Annotated in this window: 16 protein-coding genes; 11 read left to right on the top strand and 5 right to left on the bottom strand. The window is 69.1% G+C overall.

Annotated elements, in window-relative coordinates:
- Positions 1-20 precede the first annotated feature (20 nt).
- The 4 genes from ACPTTF_RS14215 (at position 21) to ACPTTF_RS14200 (ending at position 3,919) form a co-directional block, all read left to right on the top strand.
- Positions 21-911, top strand: a complete 891-nt coding sequence (locus tag ACPTTF_RS14215; protein WP_166963404.1) for a phosphoribosylaminoimidazolesuccinocarboxamide synthase — start codon at positions 21-23, stop codon at positions 909-911.
- A gap of 163 nt (positions 912-1,074) precedes the next feature.
- Complete coding sequence (gene purE, locus ACPTTF_RS14210; RefSeq protein WP_006477946.1) at positions 1,075-1,596, top strand: 5-(carboxyamino)imidazole ribonucleotide mutase; 522 nt, start codon at positions 1,075-1,077, stop codon at positions 1,594-1,596.
- An 86-nt stretch (positions 1,597-1,682) separates the two neighbouring features.
- Positions 1,683-2,879, top strand: coding sequence for a 5-(carboxyamino)imidazole ribonucleotide synthase (locus tag ACPTTF_RS14205; protein WP_166963402.1), 1,197 nt, complete (start codon positions 1,683-1,685; stop codon positions 2,877-2,879).
- 11 nt (positions 2,880-2,890) lie between these two features.
- The gene (locus ACPTTF_RS14200) at positions 2,891-3,919 is read left to right on the top strand and encodes an L-threonylcarbamoyladenylate synthase (protein ID WP_423371523.1); all 1,029 of its coding nucleotides are present in this window, start codon (positions 2,891-2,893) and stop codon (positions 3,917-3,919) included.
- A gap of 80 nt (positions 3,920-3,999) precedes the next feature.
- Here ACPTTF_RS14200 and ACPTTF_RS14195 read toward each other — a convergent pair whose 3' ends face one another.
- The 3 genes from ACPTTF_RS14195 to dacB form a co-directional block, all read right to left on the bottom strand.
- The gene (locus ACPTTF_RS14195; protein ID WP_166963398.1) at positions 4,000-5,130 is read right to left on the bottom strand and encodes an SGNH/GDSL hydrolase family protein; all 1,131 of its coding nucleotides are present in this window, start codon (positions 5,128-5,130) and stop codon (positions 4,000-4,002) included.
- A gap of 95 nt (positions 5,131-5,225) precedes the next feature.
- Positions 5,226-6,140: a sterol desaturase family protein gene (locus ACPTTF_RS14190; RefSeq protein ID WP_423371522.1), complete on the bottom strand. Its 915-nt coding sequence runs from the start codon at positions 6,138-6,140 to the stop codon at positions 5,226-5,228.
- Positions 6,141-6,536: 396 nt separating this feature from the next.
- On the bottom strand, positions 6,537-8,069 hold the full coding sequence (gene dacB / locus ACPTTF_RS14185; protein ID WP_423371521.1) for a D-alanyl-D-alanine carboxypeptidase/D-alanyl-D-alanine endopeptidase: 1,533 nt from the start codon (positions 8,067-8,069) through the stop codon (positions 6,537-6,539).
- A gap of 186 nt (positions 8,070-8,255) precedes the next feature.
- Between dacB and ACPTTF_RS14180 the strand changes: the two genes are divergently transcribed.
- From ACPTTF_RS14180 to ACPTTF_RS14155, 6 genes are all read left to right on the top strand, one after another.
- Positions 8,256-8,918: a response regulator gene (locus tag ACPTTF_RS14180; protein WP_039360640.1), complete on the top strand. Its 663-nt coding sequence runs from the start codon at positions 8,256-8,258 to the stop codon at positions 8,916-8,918.
- Between the two features lie 3 nt (positions 8,919-8,921).
- Positions 8,922-10,268, top strand: a complete 1,347-nt coding sequence (locus ACPTTF_RS14175) for an ATP-binding protein (protein ID WP_423371520.1) — start codon at positions 8,922-8,924, stop codon at positions 10,266-10,268.
- Between the two features lie 111 nt (positions 10,269-10,379).
- Complete coding sequence (locus ACPTTF_RS14170) at positions 10,380-11,864, top strand: DegQ family serine endoprotease (protein WP_166963390.1); 1,485 nt, start codon at positions 10,380-10,382, stop codon at positions 11,862-11,864.
- Between the two features lie 104 nt (positions 11,865-11,968).
- Entirely contained in the window at positions 11,969-12,406 is a 438-nt protein-coding gene (locus ACPTTF_RS14165) for a carboxypeptidase-like regulatory domain-containing protein (protein ID WP_166963388.1), read from the top strand.
- Between the two features lie 132 nt (positions 12,407-12,538).
- Positions 12,539-12,898, top strand: a complete 360-nt coding sequence (locus ACPTTF_RS14160) for a DUF427 domain-containing protein (protein ID WP_166963386.1) — start codon at positions 12,539-12,541, stop codon at positions 12,896-12,898.
- Positions 12,899-12,926: 28 nt separating this feature from the next.
- Positions 12,927-13,634 carry a CoxG family protein gene (locus tag ACPTTF_RS14155; RefSeq protein WP_423371519.1) on the top strand — a complete coding sequence of 236 codons (708 nt, stop codon included), beginning with the start codon at positions 12,927-12,929 and terminating at the stop codon, positions 13,632-13,634.
- 42 nt (positions 13,635-13,676) lie between these two features.
- Here ACPTTF_RS14155 and ACPTTF_RS14150 read toward each other — a convergent pair whose 3' ends face one another.
- Positions 13,677-14,693, bottom strand: coding sequence for a helix-turn-helix domain-containing protein (locus ACPTTF_RS14150; RefSeq protein ID WP_423371518.1), 1,017 nt, complete (start codon positions 14,691-14,693; stop codon positions 13,677-13,679).
- Positions 14,694-14,845: 152 nt separating this feature from the next.
- On the opposite strand from ACPTTF_RS14150, the gene ACPTTF_RS14145 reads away from it, so the two are divergent.
- On the top strand, positions 14,846-15,523 hold the full coding sequence (locus ACPTTF_RS14145) for a cysteine hydrolase family protein (RefSeq protein ID WP_423371517.1): 678 nt from the start codon (positions 14,846-14,848) through the stop codon (positions 15,521-15,523).
- A gap of 94 nt (positions 15,524-15,617) precedes the next feature.
- Here the strand turns inward: ACPTTF_RS14145 and ACPTTF_RS14140 are convergent, their stop codons facing one another.
- Positions 15,618-16,259 (bottom strand): TetR family transcriptional regulator, encoded by a 642-nt coding sequence (locus ACPTTF_RS14140; protein ID WP_166963378.1) that lies wholly within the window; start codon positions 16,257-16,259, stop codon positions 15,618-15,620.
- Positions 16,260-16,290 lie beyond the last annotated feature (31 nt).

Raw genomic sequence — 16,290 nt, 5'->3', positions numbered from 1 at the left:
TCCTTATCTGCGAAAAGACGATGTCTACCCTCTACGAATCCACGCTCCGCTCGCTGCCGCTCCTCGGTCGCGGCAAGGTCCGCGATAACTACGCGGTCGGCAACGACAAGCTCCTGATCGTCACGACCGATCGCCTGTCGGCATTCGACGTGGTGATGGGCGAGCCGATTCCGAACAAGGGCCGCGTGCTGAACCAGATGGCGAACTTCTGGTTCGACAAGCTCGCGCACATCGTGCCGAACCACCTGACGGGCGACGCGCCCGAAGCGGTCGTCGCGGCCGACGAGGTCGAGCAGGTGAAGGGCCGCGGCGTGGTCGTCAAGCGCCTCGAGCCGATCATGATCGAAGCGGTCGTGCGCGGCTACCTGGCCGGCAGCGGCTGGAAGGAATACCAGGCGTCGGGCGCCGTGTGCGGCGTGCAGCTGCCGGAAGGCCTGCAGAACGCGCAGAAGCTGCCCGAGCCGATCTTCACGCCGGCCGCGAAGGCCGAGATGGGCGAGCACGACGAGAACATCACGTTCGAGGAAACCGAGCGCCGCATCGGCACCGAGCTGGCTGCAACGATCCGCGACATCTCGATCAAGCTGTACAAGGAAGCGGCCGACTACGCGGCGACGCGCGGCATCATCATCGCCGATACGAAGTTCGAATTCGGCCTCGACAACCACGGCCAGCTGTACCTGATGGACGAAGTGCTGACGGCCGATTCGTCGCGCTTCTGGCCGGCCGACCAGTATGAAGTCGGCACGAACCCGCCGTCGTTCGACAAGCAGTTCGTGCGCGACTGGCTCGAGACGCAGCCGTGGGGCAAGACGGCGCCGGCGCCGGCGCTGCCGGCCGACGTCGTCGAGAAGACGGCCGCGAAGTACCAGGAAGCGCTCGAGCGCATCACGGGCCAGTCGCTCGCCTGAGCGAGCTTTGCATGGGACCAGATGCGAAGCATGGGGCCGGAGTCAGTGCTGAAGCACTGACTCCGGCTGACACAAGTGCTTCAGCACCAACTCTGGTCGACCGCTTTGCATGGGACCAGAGTAAGTGCTGAAGCACCAACTCTGGTCGACAGGAACTGACGAAATGAGTGAAATCCAGACTGCCCACACGCACAGCGCGCCGCTCATCGGCGTGCTGATGGGTTCGAGTTCCGACTGGGACGTGATGAAGCACGCGGTCGCGATCCTGCAGGAATTCGGCGTACCGTACGAAGCGAAGGTCGTGTCCGCGCACCGGATGCCCGACGAGATGTTCGACTATGCGGAGAAGGCGCGCGAGCGCGGGCTGCGCGCGATCATCGCGGGCGCCGGCGGCGCCGCGCACCTGCCCGGCATGCTGGCCGCGAAAACCACGGTGCCGGTGCTCGGCGTGCCGGTCGCGAGCAAGTACCTGAAGGGTGTCGATTCGCTGCACTCGATCGTGCAGATGCCGAAGGGCGTGCCGGTCGCGACGTTCGCGATCGGCGAGGCCGGCGCCGCGAATGCCGCGCTGTTCGCGGTGTCGATCCTGTCCGGCAACTCGGTCGACTATGCGAACCGGCTCGCCGCGTTCCGCGTGCGCCAGAACGAAGCCGCGCACGCGATGGTGCTGCCGCCGCTGGAATGACGGCGCACCGGTGGCCGCACTGCCTTCCCGCGGCTGCCTGACCTCCCCACTGCGGCGGGCAGCGCCCGCCGCGACCGACCACTGACATGACCGCAACTCCTGATTTCGTTTCCCCGATCCTGCCCGGCGCGTGGCTGGGCATGGTCGGCGGTGGCCAGCTCGGCCGCATGTTCTGCTTTGCCGCCCAGTCGATGGGCTATCGCGTCGCCGTGCTCGATCCCGATCCGACGAGCCCCGCCGGCGCGGTCGCCGACCGCCACCTGCGCGCGGCGTATGACGACGAAGCCGCGCTCGCCGAACTGGCCGACCTGTGCGATGCGGTGTCGACGGAGTTCGAGAACGTGCCGGCCGCGAGCCTCGATTTCCTCGCGCGCACGACGTTCGTCGCGCCGGCCGGCCGCTGCGTCGCGGTCGCGCAGGACCGGATCGCGGAGAAGCGCTTCATCGAAGCGTCGGGCGTGCCCGTTGCGCCGCACGTCGTGATCGAATCGTCGGCGGCGCTCGCCGCGCTCGACGATGCCGCGCTCGACGCGGTGCTGCCGGGCATCCTGAAGACGGCGCGCCTCGGCTACGACGGCAAGGGCCAGGTGCGCGTGAGCACCGCGCAGGAAGCGCGCGATGCGCATGCGGCACTGAACGGCGTGCCGTGCGTGCTCGAGAAGCGCCTGCCGCTGAAATACGAAGTGTCGGCGCTGATCGCGCGCGGCGCGGACGGCCGCTCGGCCGCGTTCCCGCTCGCGCAGAACGCACACCACAACGGCATCCTCGCGCTGACGGTCGTGCCCGCGCCGGCCGCCGATGCCGCGCGCGTCGAAGAGGCGCAGCAGGCCGCCGTGCGGATCGCCGATACGCTCGGCTACGTCGGCGTGCTGTGCGTTGAATTCTTCGTGCTGGAAGACGGTTCGTTCGTCGCGAACGAGATGGCGCCGCGCCCGCACAACTCCGGCCACTACACGGTCGATGCGTGCGCAACGAGCCAGTTCGAGCAGCAGGTGCGCGCGATGACGCGCATGCCGCTCGGCAACCCGCGCCAGCATTCTCCGGCCGCGATGCTGAACATTCTCGGCGACGTGTGGTTCCCGAACGGTGCGGCGGCCGATGCCGTCACGCCGCCGTGGGACACGGTCGCCGCGATGCCGGCCGCGCACCTGCACCTGTACGGCAAGGAGGACGCGCGCGTTGGCCGCAAGATGGGCCACGTGAACTTCACGGCCGAAACGCGCGACGAAGCCGTTGCCGCGGCCACCGCGTGCGCGCAGCTGCTGCGCGTGCCGCTCGACTGAGGCGCGGGCCGATGTCCATCGATCTCCCGAACGCCGTGACGGCCGCGCAGATCGACGCGGCCGCCGCGTTGCTCGACGCGGGCCAGCTCGTCGCTTTTCCGACCGAAACCGTCTACGGGCTTGGCGGCGACGCCGCGAATCCCGAGGCCGTCGCGCGCATCTACGCGGCGAAGGGGCGGCCTGCGAATCATCCGGTGATCGTGCACCTGCCGCCGGGCGGCGATCCCGGTTACTGGGCCGACGATCTGCCGGCCGATGCGCAGGCATTGATCGATGCATTCTGGCCGGGCCCGCTGACGCTGATCCTGAAGCGTCATGCGCGCATTCCGGACGCCGTGAGCGGCGGCCAGGATTCGGTCGGGCTGCGCTGCCCGTCGCATCCGGTCGCGCAGTCGCTGCTGGCCGCGTTCAGCGCGCGGCGCGGCGGGCATGGTGGCGTGGCCGCGCCGTCCGCGAACCGGTTCGGCCATGTGAGCCCAACCACCGCACAGCACGTGCGCGACGAATTCGGCGACACCGTGCACGTGCTCGACGGCGGCGCGTCCGAAGTCGGCATCGAATCGACGATTCTCGACCTGTCGCGCGGTTTCCCGGCGCTGCTGCGCCCGGGCCACGTGACGCCGCAGCAGATCGCCGACGTGCTCGGCCGCGCGCCGAAGCTGCCGGACGGCAGCGACGCGACCGCGCCGCGCGCATCGGGCACGCTGAAAGCGCATTACGCACCGCGCACGCCGCTCGCGCTGCTGCCGTTCGATGCGCTCGAGCCGCTGCTCGCGGCCGCGCAGACCGACGGCGAACGCGTCGCGCTCGTCGCCCGTGCGTCGCGCGCGGGGCGCTGGGCGCAGGCCGACGGCGTGCATTTCGTCGCGGCGCCGGAAGATCCGCAGGCGTATGCGCGCGACCTGTACGGGATGCTGCGCGCGCTCGACCGCGCGCAAGTCGCGCGGATTCTCGTCGAGAAGCTGCCCGAGACCGTCGAATGGATCGCGGTCAACGATCGTCTCGGCCGCGCGGCGGCCGCGTTCGAAGCGCGCGACTGACGCTCATCGCAATTCAGGAATGAAAAACGCCCGACCGGCGAACCGGTCGGGCGTTTTTGTTTGGGCGCATGGCCGGCGGCTTACTTGCCGACGCCCGACTTCGCGATCTGCTGTTCGACGAACTGCGCGAACATTGCATGCAGGCGCGTCGTCGGGTGGACCGTGTCGGCGAACATGTAGGTTTGATCCGCGTTTGCGACCGTGTAGGTCTGCGGCGAGCAGAACAGCGACGAACCGAATGCGGTCGCGTTCGCGACGCCGTACTGCGTGGCAGCCTGGACCATTGCCTTCAGGTTGCACGCGGTGTCGGTGTTCGACACGCTGAAGCCGTTCGCCTTGTAGTTCGCGAGGATGCCGTCCTGCCACGTGAACGTATCGAGCAGCGCGTACTTGGTCGTGTCGACCTTGAGCGCCTGCAGCGTCGCGGCGAGCGTGCCGTTGAACAGCATCGACAGTTGCGTGAGGGTCGTCTGCGAACCGCCCTGGAGCGCGAGCGGCGTGCCGCCGATATCGGGCACGTTCGACACGAACACGTGCGTCGCGCCCGACGCGACGATCTGCTGCACGACACCCGCGAGCTGCTGCGCAGCGGCGCCGATGTTCTGCTGCAGCTGCGTCGGCGTGATCGCGCCGGCCTGCAGCGCGGCGACCTGGTAGAAGATGTCGTTCGCGCCACCGTTCAGCAGCACGATCTGGTTCGCGTTGAAGCTGCCATGCTGCTGCAGGTATTGCGTGAGCTGCGTCGCGATCGGCGTCGTGGTTGCCTGCGCGTAATCGGCGTTCGGCACGCTCGCGTCCGCATGGCCGATGCCCGGCTGCAGCGTCACGCGCGCGCCGCCCTGTGCGTAGCCGAGACCGCCGGTGGCCTGCAGCGGAATGCCGAACCCGCCCTGGTTCGCGGGCTGCAGCGTGTCGCCGTAGTACTGCGCGACGTTCTGCGTCCACACCTGGCCCGGGTTGGTCGTGAAGCGGCCGCCGCCGAAGCCGAGCTTGATCTGCGAGTAGGTGCCGGCGTCGGACAGGCTGTCGCCGAACGAGACGATCTGCATTTTCACGCCCGACGGCGGCGTGTTCGATGCGTTGTTGCTGTTGTTGTCGTCACCGCCGCCGCATGCGGCGAGCAGCGCGAGCGCGGCGCCGGCGATCGCGACTTGCGCGGTGCGCAGCATGCGCTGCCGGGTGCGGGAAGGTGCGTGTTGTTGTGTCTGCATCGTTCGATCTCCTCGTAGATATGGCCTGATGTGTTTCTCATCTGCCGCGTGCCTGCTCGGTTCCGGGCTGCGCGGCGGCCGTTGGCTGAAACGGTTTATTGGTCTCGCGCAGCCGCAAGCGGCACGGTGCGCGGATCGGGGTTCGCGGCCTCGGCAATCTGCGCATGATAAGCGCTCGCCCATTCGGGCGGGCCGAAAATCGCGCGCAGCTTGTTGCGCCAGCCGTTGACGCGCAACGCGTCGCCGGCCATCGATACCCACTCGTGGAACGTCGCGACGAGCGGGTTGTTCGAGCCGAGCCGTTCGACGATCCCGTACTGCGGCGGATCGTCGGGCGTTTCCTCGACATAGCTGCCGAACAGGCGATCCCAGATCACCAGGACGCCTGCGTAATTGCGGTCGATGTAGCGCGGATTGCGCGCATGGTGCGCGCGGTGGATCGATGGCGTGTTCAGCACGTATTCGAGCCAGCCGAGCTTGCCGATCGCCTGCGTGTGCACGAAGAACTGGAACGCGAGGTTGATCAGCACGATGCCGACGACCTGTTGCGGCGGAAAGCCGGCGAACGCGAGCGGCAGCCAGAACACCCACATTCCCGCGACGGGGTACATCAGGCTCTGGCGGAACGCGGTCGAGAAATTCATCCGCTCGGACGAGTGGTGCACGACGTGCGCGGCCCACAGCCAGCGCACGCGATGGCTCGCGCGATGGAACACGTAGTAGAGGAAATCCTGCGCGACGAACAGCACCGCGAACGACAGCCAGCCGTCGTGCCACGTGAACAGGCGGTAGTGCCGGTAGCAATACGCGTAGACGGGAATCACGAACAGCCACGCGATCTTGTCGGCGCCCTGGTGCATCAGCGCGAGCGCCGCGTTGCACAGCGTATCGCGCCACGCATAGACATGATCCTGCGCACGAGTGCGGGCGAGGTGCCAGGCCTCCCACGCGATGCAGAGCAGGAAGACGGGCGCCAGCGCGAGCAGAAGCAATTCGACGTCGAATCGCATGGGCGTGTCTCCTTCTTTCCCCTGCAAGCCTTGAGGCCGGGCGTATGGCCCGTTGTAGATATCGGTCAGGCCAACAGCCTACGCAATCGCCACGCGCTAGGCGAGGGGGCAGCGTAGAGGGTTCCCTCTGAGGACAGGGTTTCTACGGAAGCCGCGCGGCACGGGGCCGGGCGGTGTGGCCCTGTTTTATGGGCGCGATTGGCGCGCGGTGCGGCGCGCGCGGGTGGCGGCTGCCGTTTCAAACCGGGGAGGGCGGGATTCCGTGTGCGGAGGCGCTTGCAGACCGCCCCGGCTACCCGCCGGGGCGACCCGCTGCGCAGTGCGGCCGCGTGGCCGGCGCAAGTCGGCGCGAGCCGGCGGCCGGCGGTGCCGCACCATGCAGCGGTGCGCGGCTCGTCAGTGCGCGCCCGCGTAGATCCACTCGAGCAGCGTGTCGTGTGCGGCGCGTGCCCCTTCCGCGTGATCGTTGTTGATGAAGCTCACGACGATGTAGCTCTGGCCGTCGGCGCCGGCAACGTAGCCGGCGATCGCGCGCACGTCGCGCAGCGTGCCGGTCTTGATGTGCGCGTTGCCGAGCACGCCGGCGTTGGTGAGGCGGTTCTTCATCGTGCCGTCGATGCCCGCGATCGGCAGCGAATCGACGAAGGCCTGCGCGACGGGGCTCGCGTTCGCGGCCTGCAGCAGCGCGGCGAGCGACTGCGCGCTCACGTGTTCTTCGCGCGACAGGCCCGAGCCGTTTTCGAGCACGAGGTCGGGCATCGCGATGCCGTTCTTCTGCAGGAACGCCTGAATCACGCGGCTCGACTGTTCGGGCGTCGCCGGCGGCTTGCCGCCGACCGCGCCGATCGTCAGGAACAGGTTGCGCGCCATCACGTTGTTGCTGAACTTGTTGATGTCGTAGACGATGCTGCCGAGCACCGGGCTGTGATGCACGGCCAGGGGCCGCGCGGTGGTCGGCACCTTGCCTTCGCTCACGGGCCCCGTGATCGTGCCGCCGTCCTGCTGCCACAGCGCGAGGAAGCCGCGCGCGAAGAACGTCGTGTGATCGAGGATCGCGAGGTTGGTCGTGTGCGCGCCGCAGCGCAGCGGATAGTCGCCGGCGAACGATGCGGTCATGATCCCGCTGCCGGCCGTCAGCGTCGGGCGCGCGGCCGCGGCGGCCGCGCTGCACGAGCCGGTGCCTTCGACCAGCTGGTTGTCGATCGACAGGTCCGCGAGCGGCGGCAGCACGTCGACGGCCACCTTGCCGTCGTCGCCCGGCGTGACGGTGAACGTCACGGCCTTGAATGCGTACAGCAGCGGATCGGGGCCGACGTTGTACGGCGCGCTCGCATCGTCGTCGAACGAAGGGAGATCGCGCGTCGACGCCGCAAAGTAGCTCTTGTCGAGCACGAGGCCGCCGGCCACGCGCTTCACGCCGGCCTTGCGGAGCTTGTCGACGAGGTCGATCAGCTCTTCGGGCACGAGCTTCGGATCGCCGGTGCCCTTGATGTACAGGTTGCCCTGCAGCGTGCCGTCGGGGTCGATCGTGCCGTCCGAGTAGGCGGTCGTGCGCCAGCGGTAGTCGGGGCCGAGGATCGACAGGCCCGAGAAGGTCGTCACGAGCTTCATCGTCGATGCGGGCAGCATCGGCCGGCTCGCGTTCCACGCGATCAGCGGTTCCGGATCGCCGACGCGCTCGACGACGACGCTCATTGCCGACGCCGGCACCTTCGCGCGCTGCAGCGCGACGAGTACGGACGCCGGCAGGCCGGCCGCGCGCGCGGCCGGCGACACGACCGTGGTCTTGCGTGCTTCCTTGTGGGATTTCTTGCGGGCCTGCGCGGCAGGCGCGAAGGCGAGGGCGGTGCAGGTGGCGACGATGGCGGCCGCCCGCAGGCAGACGCGGGCGCGGGGGGCGAACCGGGTGGAAAGATCGGAAATCGGCATGAGCGAATACGGGAGAAGCACGACGTTCGGGCAGGGCGCGCGCGGCGCCAAAGCGCACATTGTAGAGACAAGTCCGGACAGCCCCCTTGCAATCCGCCTTTCTGTTGCATTGCACGGTGCCGCGCGCACGGTTCGCGGCGCTACAATGGTCGCCGTGTTTGACTCGCCCCATGGATGCCTGTCCCGATGCGGATACTGCTTGTCGAAGATGATCGAATGATTGCCGAAGGCGTGCGCAAGGCGCTGCGCTCGGACGGCTTTGCAGTCGACTGGGTGCAGGACGGCGACGCCGCACTGACGGCGCTCGGCGGCGAGACGTACGACCTGCTGCTGCTCGATCTCGGCCTGCCGAAGCGCGACGGCATCGACGTGCTGCGCACGCTGCGCGCGCGCGGGCTGGCGCTGCCGGTGCTGATCGTCACCGCGCGCGACGCGGTTGCCGATCGCGTGAAGGGCCTCGACGCGGGCGCCGACGACTACCTCGTCAAGCCGTTCGACCTCGACGAGCTCGGCGCGCGGATGCGTGCACTGATCCGTCGCCAGGCGGGGCGCAGCGAGTCGCTGATCCGCCACGGCGCGCTGACGCTCGATCCCGCTTCGCACCAGGTGACGCTCGACGGCGTGCCCGTCGCGTTGTCCGCGCGCGAGTTCGCGTTGCTCGAAGCGCTGCTCGCGCGGCCCGGCGCGGTGCTGTCGAAGAGCCAGCTCGAGGAGAAGATGTACGGCTGGGGCGAGGAGATCGGCAGCAACACGGTCGAGGTCTACATCCACGCGCTGCGCAAGAAGCTCGGCTCGGACCTGATCCGCAACGTGCGCGGGCTCGGCTACATGGTCGTCAAGGAAAGCTGACGCGTGAGGTCGATTCGTCATCAATTGCTGATCTGGCTGCTCGCGATCGTCGTCGCAGGCGTGGGCATCGCGGGCTGGCTCATCTACCGGCAGGCGCTCGCCGAGGCGAACGAGCTGTTCGACTACCAGTTGCAGGAAATCGCCGCGGCGCTGCCGTCCGAGCCGTTCTCGCAGGTGTTCGGCTCGCGCACCAACGGCGACGAAGGCATCGTCATCCAGATCTGGAACCGCAACGGCGTGCTGATGTATTTCTCGCATCCGCGTGCGCCGATCGCGCCGCGCGCGGAGCTCGGTTTCTCGACCGAGCGCACCGATCGCGGCGAATGGCGCGTGTACGGTGCGATCGTCGGCGACAACGTCGTGCAGCTCGCGCAGCCGCTGTCGGTGCGCAACCGGCTCGCGGCGAACGTCGCGCTGCGCACGCTGTGGCCGCTGATCGTGCTGCTGCCGTTCCTCGGCGCGGCCGTGTGGGTGATCGTCGGGCGCGGGCTCGCGCCGCTCGGCCGTGTGACGCGCGCGGTCGAGGCGCGCCGGCCGGAAGCGCTCGATCCGCTGCCCGATGCGCGCCTGCCGCTCGAGGTGCAGCCGCTCGTGCGGGCTTTGAACGGGCTGCTCGCGCGGCTGTCGGCCGCGCTCGACACGCAGAAGGCCTTCGTGGCCGATGCCGCGCACGAACTGCGCACGCCGCTCGCGGCCGTGCAGATCCAGGCGCAACTCGTCGCCCGCGCGAAGGACGACGCATCGCGCCGCGAGGCGGTCGCGGATCTTCAGGATGGCGTGTCGCGTGCGACGCGTCTCACGGAGCAACTGCTTGCGCTGGCACGCGCCGAACCCGATGGCGCGACGATGCGCGAGCCGGTCGACCTGCAGGCACTGCTCGTCGAATGCGTGGCCGCGCTTGCGCCGCTCGCGCAGCGGCGCGACATCGATCTCGGCTTCGAGGAGACGCGCGCGGCGAGCGTCGTCGCGGACGTCGGCGCGCTGCGCGTGATGTTCGGCAACCTGCTCGACAACGCGGTGAAATACACGCCGGACGGCGGCCGCATCGACGTGTCGCTGACCCGCGACGCGGCCGGCCGCGCGTGCGTGCAGATCGGCGACAGCGGGCCCGGCATCCCGGCCGACGAGCGTGAGCGCGTGTTCGACCGCTTCTATCGCGACAGCTCCGCGCGGGCGCGCACCGACGTGGCGGGCAGCGGGCTCGGGCTCGCGATCGTCAAGCGCGTGGCGGCGCAGCAGGGTGCGACGGTGTCGCTCGGCGACGCGGCCGCGGGCGGCCTGCTCGTCAGCGTCGTGTTCCGCGATGCCGAGATGCCGGTCGAGGCGCCGCAGCCGTCCGAATCCGTGTGAAGAACGCCGCCGAGCGGGCGCCGGCGGCCGCTTAAGCCCCGCTTAAGGCTGATTAAGCCTCCTTTAAGTCAGGGTCGTTACGCTGCGTCCTAACAAAGAGGAGGTCCTACGATGAACACCCGATTCCTTGCGCGCGGCGCCGTCGCGGTCGCCGTGGCGGCCGCCCTGTCCGCCGGTTATGTCGCCGGCACCCGCCGCGCCGATCCGCAGATCATCACGCCCGCGCAGGCTGCCGCACTGATGCCGGCCGAGGCGGCCGCCAAGACCGGCATCCCCGATTTCTCCGGGCTCGTCGAGACCTACGGCCCGGCGGTCGTGAACATCAGCGCGAAGCACGTCGTGAAGCAGGTGTCGCGGCGCGTGCAGCAGCCGCAGCTGCCGATCGACCCGAGCGACCCGTTCTACCAGTTCTTCAAGCATTTCTACGGCCAGGTGCCGGGCATGGGCGGCGACGCGCAGCCGGACGACCAGCCGAGCGCGAGCCTCGGTTCCGGGTTCGTCATCAGCTCCGACGGATACATCCTTACCAATGCGCACGTGATCGACGGCGCGAACGTCGTCACGGTCAAGCTGACCGACAAGCGCGAATACAAGGCGAAGGTCGTCGGCGCCGACAAGCAGTCCGACGTCGCGGTGCTGAAGATCGACGCGAGCGGCCTGCCGACCGTGAAGATCGGCGACCCGGCGCAGAGCAAGGTCGGCCAGTGGGTCGTCGCGATCGGTTCGCCGTACGGCTTCGACAACACGGTCACGTCGGGCATCATCAGCGCGAAGTCGCGCGCGCTGCCGGACGAGAACTACACGCCGTTCATCCAGACCGACGTGCCGGTGAACCCCGGTAACTCGGGCGGCCCGCTGTTCAATCTGCAGGGCGAGGTGATCGGCATCAACTCGATGATCTATTCGCAGACGGGCGGCTTCCAGGGCCTGTCGTTCGCGATCCCGATCAACGAGGCGATCAAGGTAAAGGACGAGCTCGTGAAGACGGGCCACGTGAGCCGCGGCCGCCTCGGCGTGGCAGTGCAGGGGCTGAACCAGACGCTCGCGAGCTCATTCGGACTGCAGAAGCCGGATGGCGCGCTCGTCAGCTCGGTCGATCCGAACGGCCCGGCTGCGAAGGCCGGCCTGCAGCCGGGTGACGTGATCCTGTCGGTCAACGGCTCGCCGGTTGCCGATTCGACGTCGCTGCCCGCGCAGATCGCGAACCTGAAGCCGGGCTCGAAGGCCGACCTGCAGATCTGGCGCGACAAGTCGAAGAAGTCGATCAGTGTGACGCTCGGCGCAATGGCCGACGCGAAGCTCGCGTCGAATGACGGCGGACCCGTCGAGCAGGGGCGCCTGGGCGTCGCGGTGCGTCCGCTGTCGCCGCAGGAGCGCAGCGCCGACAACCTGTCGCACGGCCTGATCGTGCAGCAGGCCGGCGGGCCGGCCGCCAACGCGGGCATCCAGCCCGGCGACGTGATCCTCGCGGTCAACGGCCGCCCGGTCACGAGCCCCGAGCAGTTGCGCGACGCGGTCAAGGGTGCGGGCAACAGTCTTGCTCTGCTGATCCAGCGCGATAATGCACAGATCTTCGTGCCGGTCGACCTGAGCTGACCGGCCACGGCCGACGGCCGGCCTGGCCGGCCGCGGCGGGCGCCGCCGAGGTTCGATCGCATGACGCAGCGCCCTGTATGTGTTCCGACCCCAAGGAGAGAGCCATGCAATATCTACGCAACGTGTCCCGATTTGCCGTCGCCGCGGCGCTGGCCGCCGGCCTCGCCGCCGGCGCGACCGGCGCGTACGCGCAGTCGGACGGCTTGCCCGCCGCGCGACAGCAAGGCGACGTCACCTTCGTGTCCGGCGGCGTCGGGCAGGACGAATCGACGGCGTTCCAGCGCAACGAGCCGAAATGGCCGATGGCGCTGCGTTTCACCGGCAAGGGCGGCGAGTTCCTGGCCGACGTTCATGTGCGGATCGTCGACGGCAAGGGCGACGAGGTGCTGAAGACCGACGCGCGCGGCCCGTACATGCTCGTGAAGGTGCCGCCGGGCCGCTATACGGTGCATGCGTCGTACCAGGGCAACGAGGAATCCCGTGCCGTCACGGTCGGCTCGAAGGGCGGCGCGAAGGCTGCGTTTCAGTGGAGCGCGCAGTAGCCCGCCGCGCGCGGCTCCGGCCGGGGGCGCGCATTCGGCTGCGGTTTCGCCCATAATGAAAGCCACGGCACCCGTGCCGTGGCTTTTTCGTTTCCTGAGCCCGGCTTGGCCGTGCCGCCCCAAGGAGAAACGATGTCCGACGCAGCCGACCCACGTCTCGAAATCGTGCCGAACCGTCATCGCGTGCGCGTGATCCATCGTGGCATCACGTACGCCGATTCGCACGGCGCGCTGACCGTGCGCGAAACGGGCCTGCCGGACACCCACTACCTGCCGCGCCGCGACGTCAACATGCGCCGGCTCGTGAAATCAGGTGTCACGTCGGCCTGTCCGTTCAGGGGCGAGGCCGTGCACTTCGACTTGCAGACGGAAGACGGCGTGATCGAGAACGCCGCATGGAGTTACGAGGAACCGAAGGCGGCTGCGTCGGCGCTCGCGCACTACGTCGCCTTCGACGCTGCACGGATCGACAGTCTCGTCGAGACGTCCTGATGCGGCGCACGTTCATCGGGGAGGCGTCATGGAACTGAACGACACGTTACGCATACCGGTCGCGCCGCCTGTCGTGCGGGAGGCGTTCGAGGATCTCGCGTTGCTGCGCGCGAGCTTCGACCATTGCGAATCCTTCGTGAAGCTTGCGGACGGCGAGTTCGCGCTGACGATCACGGTGCCGCTCGGCCCGCTGCGTGCCCGCTACGACGTGCGTGCGCATGCGGCCGCCGAGCAGGGCGACGCGGAAGGGCAGCCGCGCCGCGTGCTCAATTTCAAGGCGCGCGCCGATGGACTCGGCGCACTTCGCGGCCAGGTCGAACTCGTGCTGATGCCGGACGACGACGCGAACGCCACGCGCATCGAATACGTGGTCTGGGCGACGGCGAGCGGCCCGCTCACCGAGCTGCCGGGGCGGCAGATCGAAAATACGCTACGCGAATGGACCGACGATTTCTTCCGTGAATTCTGCGCGGTCGTACAGGCGAAGCACGGTCTCGCACCGAATCGCGCGCGCTCGGCTGCGCCGCGGCGCCAGCATGTGTTCCTGCGGCCGGCGTCTCTGGTGGCCGCGACGAAGCGTTCGCTGCCGTCGCACCTCGGCGGCGCGCTGACCGGGCGTGCGGCCAGCGCGCTCCCGCATCGTGGCTCCGGCACGGTGCCCGTCTGGGCGTGGGCCGCGATGATCGTCTTCGTCGCGCTGCTGCTTTACGCGGCGCGCTGGATCAACGGCGGCTGAGCGGCCGGCCGGTTCCGCTGCAAGGTCCGCCCGCCGCGCGCATTACCGCCCGGCATCGGCGCCGGCTCCGGCGCCGCGAAATTCCCTTCGATACGCCGACGGAGACGTGCCGAGCGCGCCCGCGAAATGCTGGCGCAGCGATACGCTCGACCCGTAGCCGGCCGCCTGCGCGATCGCATCGATCGATTGCCCGGTGGTTTCCAGCAGATGCTGCGCACGCGCGAGCCGCTCGGCCTGCAGCCACGCGGTGACGGTCGTGCCGGTTGCCTGGCGGAAGTGGCGCGTGAACGTGCGCCGGCTCATCAGCACGCGTTCGGCGAGCGAATCGACGCTGTGCGCGGCGTCGAGGTGCGCGCGCACCCAGTCGAGCAGGCCCGCGAGCCGTGCATCGCGCGGGTGCGCGGCGACCGGCTGCGGCACGTATTGCGCCTGCCCGCCCTGGCGGTGCGGCGGGATCACGAGGCGGCGCGCGATCTGGTTCGCGGCGTCCGAGCCGAAGCGCCGCCGCACGACGTGCAGGCAGCAGTCGAGCCCCGCGGCCGTGCCGGCCGACGTCATCAGGTTGCCGTCGTCCACGTACAGCACGTCCGGATCGAGCCTCACGCGCGGAAAGCGTTGCGCGAAGTCGTCGGCCCATGCCCAGTGCGTGGTGGCCGGGCGGCCGTCGAGCAGGCCGGCCGCGGCGAGCACGTAGGCGCCGAGGCACAGCCCGACGAGCTGCGCGCCACGCGCGGCGACGGCGCGGACGGCGTCGAGCAGCACGTCGGGCGGCGCTTCGTCCGGGTCGCGCCACGCCGGCACGATGACGATGTCCGCGTCGTCGAGCCCGTCGAGCCCGTATGGCGCGGTGATCGTGAAGCCGCCCGTCGTCGACAGCGGACCGCGCTCGGCCGAGCAGACGCGGAACTCGAACGCGGGCGAGGCGGCCGCGTCGCGTTCCTTGCCGAACACGACGGACGGCACCGACAGGTGGAACGGGCTGATGCCGTCGTACGCGATCACGGCAACGACGGTCGGAACGGGCGGGGTGGACCGGGTAGGCGAGGCGGCGGCGGGCATGGCGGGCTCCGGATAGGCGATGGCCCGATTTTATCGAAGAATGGCTATCGGGCCACTGTCCGCGTGAGCGATGCGCCCCGACAATGCATCGCATCGCGCCGCTCGCCGCCCCGTTCCGGGGCGGGGCCGCGCCTCCGGACCAGGAGCCCGCCATGTCGAACGCCGTCCCGCATTCCGTTTCCCGTTCCGCTTCCCGTCCGGCTTCCCGCCGCGCGCTGATCGTGATCGACGTTCAGAACGAGTACGTGACGGGCAACCTGCCGATCGAGTATCCACCGCTCGACGTGTCGCTGGCGAACATCGGCCGCGCGATCGATGCCGCGCATGCGGCCGGCGTGCCCGTGATCGTCGTCCAGCACGTCGCGCCTGCCGGCGCGCCGATCTTCGCGCCCGGCACCGACGGCGTCGCACTGCACGCGGTCGTCGCCGGCCGGCCGTACGCGCACCTGATCGAGAAGGCGCAGGCAAGCGCGTTTGCCGGGACCGATCTTGCTGCGTGGCTCGATGCACACGGGATCGACACGCTCGCGGTGGCCGGCTACATGACGCACAACTGCAATGCGTCGACGGTCTATCACGCGGCGCATGCGGGGCTGAATGTCGAGTACCTGGACGACGCGACGGGCGCGCTGCCATACGAGAACGAAGCCGGCGCGGCGAGCGCCGAGGAGATTCACCGCGCGTACACGGTGGTGTTCCAGTCGAATTTCGCGGCCGTGATATCCACCGATGCGTGGATCGCGGGACTGGCCGGTGCGCCGATGCCAAAGCGCGATTCGGTCGCCGCGTCGAACCGGCGGGCCCGCGCGCAGCGCGCGAAGGCGGCCTGAACCAGGCGGGGAGAAGCGGGCGCGGGCAGTGCGCTGGCGAGGTTGGCGCGCCGCCCGATGAAACGAAAACCGCGGGCGAACGCTCGCCGCGCGGTTATTCGCCGTCCTTCAGCATCGCCGGGCTGTAGCGCAGCATGTCGAAACAGCCGTCGACGAGCTTTTCCGCATGCTGCTCGGCGTCGATCTCGTCGGGCAGCATCAGCATGTCGCGCACGAAACCGCTGACGAGCGTGTGCAGCATCAGCGTCGCGCGCCACGTATCGAGTCGCTCGGGCAGCAGCTTGAGCCGCACCGCCCCCGCGAGGTCGGCGTCGATCGCGTGCAATGCCTCGCTCATCCCCGCGCGGTTGCGCTGCAGCAGCGGCTCCAGGTCCGCGACGTATTCGCACTTCATGAACAGGATGCTGAACACGCGGCGCAGCTGAGCGTCGCGCTGCACGCCGAGCAGGCACCAGATCAGGATCTGGCGGATCTTGTCGAGCGGATTGCCGCCCGGTGCGTCGAGCGGCATCCGCTTCAGCTCGTCGATCGGCAGAAACACGCGGTCGAACATCGCGTCGAACAGCTCGCTTTTATTCGCGAAGTGCCAGTAGATCGCGCCGCGCGTCACGCCGGCGTGCTGCGCGATGTCCGCGAGCGACGTGTGCGACACGCCCTTCTCGAAGAACACGTGTTCGGCGGCGTCGAGAATGCTGTTGCGCGTCTCGAGCGCCTCCTCCTTGGTACGTCTGACCATGTGCAGGCCTGATTGGATCGATCGTAGGTGA

Origin of the sequence: Burkholderia crassaminum (assembly GCF_964265005.1) — a bacterium.
In the GTDB taxonomy this organism is placed as follows: Bacteria; Pseudomonadota; Gammaproteobacteria; order Burkholderiales; family Burkholderiaceae; genus Burkholderia.
This window is presented reverse-complemented; position numbering and strand designations above follow the sequence as displayed.